This is a genomic window from Brachyspira catarrhinii (assembly GCF_005518285.1).
Lineage (GTDB): Bacteria > Spirochaetota > Brachyspiria > Brachyspirales > Brachyspiraceae > Brachyspira > Brachyspira catarrhinii.
This window is the reverse complement of the sequence record NZ_SJDU01000191.1, coordinates 1-4,343: the sequence shown is the minus strand read 5'-3', so window position 1 is coordinate 4,343 and position 4,343 is coordinate 1. Positions and strand designations below refer to the sequence as shown.

The window sequence follows — 4,343 nt, the reverse complement described above, 5'->3', positions numbered from 1 at the left end:
GAGTTATTTGCCAAATTATAAATCGCGCTTAAAAATATAGGCTGCGTATTTTTATTATTGTTTTCGGAATATGGATAAGACGCCATTATTCTCGATACATTAAATAAAATCGCTATCAATTTTGACGAACTTGACAATTCATCGTTTTTTATAGAAAAAGGCAATATGCTTTTCGCCGCTATCGTTATAAATATTGGGTTTATATTTCCCAAAGTCGAAATATTGTCTATGGCGTTTTCCATCATTTCTTTAGCTTTATCGTAAAATTCTTTTTCGTTATATTTATATTCGTTATATATTGGAAGAGAGGCAATATAACTCGTATGCATTATATCTCTCACAACCAAAAGTATAGAAACATAATTTATAAGCTGATTTTGATTAAGATTAAATTTATCATCGTTAATAAAACTGTCTTTCATTCCGTTGGATTTTTCCCAAGACGAAGATATAATCTGTTCTATAATGTCGCTTTTAAGAAGCGTATAAGTATAGGAAATATAATCCAAAAAAGCCTCGTTATTGTCCGAAGTTTTTATTAATCGTAGTATAGCGTCTTTTTGAGAATTATAATCCATATCGAATCCAGGTATATTTGAAAGAAATTCAAAATTAATATTATTTTCCACATACTCCACGAACTCTGAAAACGAATCTTTATCCAAAAGCACTTATATTACCTTAAATATTTTTAATTATATTTTAATCATAACTGATTTAGTTTATTTATTATTTTTCGGAAAAAATTTATATAAATTATAGATATTTTAAATTTGACTTATTATAAAAAAGATTTAATATATTATGAAAGGATATAAAATGTCAAAATATATTTTACCGCAGGAAGAACTTTTAAGAAGTTCCTATTGGATAAGCAATTTTTTGATTCGAGAAGGCTATCATATCGATTACACTTTAAAAAGTTTATCGGAAATAGATAAATTCTTTAACGAAAAAATGTATTTGGTTTTGGAAAACGACAATAACAGAAATTTTATATTTTCGATAAGCGCGTATATTGGAGAAGTTATAAAAAAACATTTTAACGGAAATTGGGAGTTGTCGCGCAATATAGATTTGGATGACGAATCGATAGGAATAAGTTTCAAAAATCATAATTCTATATATCCTCTTAATATAACTTTGGAAATTATACAGAAAAAATATACAATGAAAGAATATTTAAAAGAAAATTTTAAAATTGAAATTTAGAATATTGATTTAAAATAAAAAATAATAAAAATTAAACGGAAGGTTATAAAATGATTTCATTAAACGAAGCGACAAAAATAATAGAAGGTTCTTATATTTTGCTTAATTTGAAAGCGTCAAATAAAGAAGAAGCTATAAGCGAAATGCTGATTTACGCGGAATCGAAAGGTTTGCGAATAAATATCGATAAAACTATAAATTTTATGTATAAGAAAGAAGAAATAATAACGAGCGGTTTGGGTTATGGAGTCGCTTTTCCGCATGTGAGGACTAGCGAAGTCGAAGAGGACAAATTGATTTTTGCGATTTCTAAAGAAGGACTTAATTATTACGCTTTGGATAATAAACCCGTTCATTTGCTTACAATGTTTTTAACTCCAATCGGCAAAAGCGAAAAATATCTTAATTTGCTTTCTTTATTTACTAAAGTGTCAAGGTTAAGTATGTATACCGTTTTACTTTTGGAATCGAGAAAAGAGGAAGAGTTTAAAAATAAATTAATCTCAATGGTAAAAGATATAATGGAGGATAAATAATATGCCTAAAACTGTGGCGATAATTCCCGCAAGATACGAATCCTCGAGGTTTCCAAAAAAATTAACTTACGAAATATTAGGAAAACCGATAATAATAGCCGTTTACGATAATGTAAAAGCCGTTTCGGAAATTGACGATGTTATAATAGCTACAGATTCAAAAGAGATAATGGATATATGCGAAAAAAATAATGCAAAAGCGGTTATGACTTCAAAATTTCACACTTCTGGAACTTCAAGAATCATCGAAGCGGCAAAAAAAATCGACTGCGATATAATAATAAATGTTCAAGGAGACGAGCCTTTAGTTAACGAAGAGATACTTTCTCCGATTATAAAATGTTTTGAAGATAAAAAAGTCGATATTGCCACAGTAAAATTAAAAATAGAAAAAGACAGCCATTTAATAAAGGACGAAAGCGCCGTTAAAGTGGTTTGCGATTCGGACGATTACGCTATGTATTTTTCGAGAGCGACAATTCCTTATAAAAGATTCGATAACGATATTGAAGTTAAATATTATAAACATATCGGAGTTTACGCTTTCAGAAAAGATATTTTACTAAAAATAGACAAACTTAAAGAATGCGATTACGAAAAAATCGAAAAATTAGAGCAGTTAAGATGGCTTTATAACGGAATGAAAATAAAAGTTTTGGAAACGAATCAATTTATTCATGGAATTGACACAAAAGAAGATTTGGAATTTGTGCAGGAATATTTAAGACGACATGCTCAAAGCGAATTAAATAACGAAAATTTATATAAACAAAATTTTTAACAATAATTTAAAAAAAGAATTCTTAAAAAATTTTTTAAATTGTTAAAATTCAAGTTTTATTTTCAAATCGGACAGAGGTTATATTAAATTTATTAAGCCTTAAAATAAATATAGCGACTATTATAATCATAATAAAAGCTGCTAATATAAAATAATAAGTTATTGGAAAAGTTTTCGTATTCCTTATAATATTTAACTGTTCCGATTTTGAATTGATGCTTTCGTCTATCGCGTTCGCTTCCGCCAAATTCCCGTTTTCTATCAAAGTTCCCTTTCGCATTCTCAAATTGTCTATTTCTTTAACTATAGTGTCGATAGTTTTATCCTGCTTAAATTTTTTATATAAATTGAATCCGCAAATTATAGCGCTTACAAAAAGCAAAATCGAAGTTATTATTATAAGAATGAGTATTGCAAATCTTCTCTTCTTTACGCTCAAATGGGATATTGCGACTGATTTATTTTTTATCTCTTCTATATGTTCCAAAATTTCTTTCGACTCGGGATAAGAAAGTTTTGCCTCTTCGATGCATGATAAAAGATTAACCATCGATTTATATCTTTCGGTTCTTTGGAATCTTAAATAATATCCGTCAATTTCTTTTATCTTATCTTCAACGCTATGTTTTACAATTTTTGGTTTTAAGAAATATGATTTATTTTGTTTTGCTTTTTTATTTTCTTTATTTTGTTTTATTTCTTTTTTTTCATTGTTATCATCAATATCGTCTTCCAAATCTACTAATTTTATATTTCTTTCTTCGGAGCTTTCCTTTGATAATATTCTCTCTCCGCCCAAAGTCATTTCCTGTCCCATCGTGTTCCCGTTTCTATCTTTTACCTGCACTCTTATTCCGAATACTTTTTTAAACATAGATTCTACCGTTTCAACGCTCGTGTCTTTATCTACTACAATAAAAGATTTTGGATTTTTTCTCGGGTCGGCAATTTCAAAAAGTTTAATATCGTCCGATTTCAAAGCTCCTTTATATATTCCAAGCGAAGCTCCAAATTCTCTGTCGAACGAATCGAGCAATTCGGATATTTTGGTGTCTAAAGTTATTTTCATTACATTTCTCTTATAAATTATTCTCTTAAAATCATAATAAGTATAACATAAAAACATAAAAAATGAAAAAATAAAATTGATTTTTTAATTAAATTATTATATCGTATTTATATAATAATTTGGGTATATTTATGATTAAAAAAATTATTCCTATATTTTTGATTTTCAATGTTTTAATTTTTGCCGAACAGAGAATTTTTATATCTTCAAAATTGAAAGGAGACGATTTAAGGCATGCGATTATAGAATGGGTAAAAGATAAATCTAAAAGCGAAGAAGATTATAAAATTTTTGACAGCGGTTTAATATATTTATTTTTCAATTCGGAGAATATCGTTGATAAAAAATCGTTATGTTTCGACATTAATTTTTATTTGGAATACGATAAATTTATCGTAGATTTTTCAAATACAAAATTACTCAATATTGAAACCGAAGATATTGAAGATTTGAAATTTAATATTTGGGAAACTTTAACGAATAGCGGTTGGTTTAGAGAATATAACGATAATATTACCGAAATAATCGAAGAATTGGAAAATATAATTATAAACGATATTAAATAATTATTAAAAAATATAATCCCCGTATTTATCGATTTTTATTTTCAATTCCTCTTTATTTCTTTGAAACAAATCGTAGCCCATTTTTAAATTCTTCCAAAAATTAATTAATTCTTCGTTATAATATTTTTTATAATAATCAAAATTTGAAATATTTTTTATAATAATCAAAATTTGAATCC

Annotated in this window: 6 protein-coding genes; 4 read left to right on the top strand and 2 right to left on the bottom strand. The window is 27.0% G+C overall.

The window, feature by feature from the left end:
• Window positions 1–671, bottom strand: a 671-nt coding sequence (locus tag EZH24_RS07730) for a pyridoxine kinase (protein WP_137998540.1), incomplete at its 3' end; no start/stop codon positions are given.
• A gap of 148 nt (window positions 672–819) precedes the next feature.
• Here EZH24_RS07730 and EZH24_RS07725 point away from each other — a divergent pair.
• The 3 genes from EZH24_RS07725 to kdsB are packed head-to-tail and all read left to right on the top strand — an operon-like array spanning window position 820 to window position 2,529.
• Complete coding sequence (locus EZH24_RS07725; protein ID WP_137998539.1) at window positions 820–1,212, top strand: hypothetical protein; 393 nt, start codon at window positions 820–822, stop codon at window positions 1,210–1,212.
• Between the two features lie 50 nt (window positions 1,213–1,262).
• The gene (locus EZH24_RS07720; RefSeq protein ID WP_137998538.1) at window positions 1,263–1,748 is read left to right on the top strand and encodes a PTS sugar transporter subunit IIA; all 486 of its coding nucleotides are present in this window, start codon (window positions 1,263–1,265) and stop codon (window positions 1,746–1,748) included.
• Between the two features lies 1 nt (window position 1,749).
• A complete protein-coding gene (gene kdsB, locus EZH24_RS07715; RefSeq protein ID WP_137998537.1) occupies window positions 1,750–2,529 on the top strand; it encodes a 3-deoxy-manno-octulosonate cytidylyltransferase in 780 nt (259 codons plus the stop codon).
• Window positions 2,530–2,578: 49 nt separating this feature from the next.
• Here kdsB and EZH24_RS07710 read toward each other — a convergent pair whose 3' ends face one another.
• Window positions 2,579–3,598, bottom strand: coding sequence for a hypothetical protein (locus tag EZH24_RS07710; RefSeq protein ID WP_137998536.1), 1,020 nt, complete (start codon window positions 3,596–3,598; stop codon window positions 2,579–2,581).
• A 131-nt stretch (window positions 3,599–3,729) separates the two neighbouring features.
• Here EZH24_RS07710 and EZH24_RS07705 point away from each other — a divergent pair, with 131 nt between their 5' ends.
• Window positions 3,730–4,164: a hypothetical protein gene (locus tag EZH24_RS07705; RefSeq protein WP_137998535.1), complete on the top strand. Its 435-nt coding sequence runs from the start codon at window positions 3,730–3,732 to the stop codon at window positions 4,162–4,164.
• The last annotated feature ends 179 nt before the right edge of the window (window positions 4,165–4,343 follow it).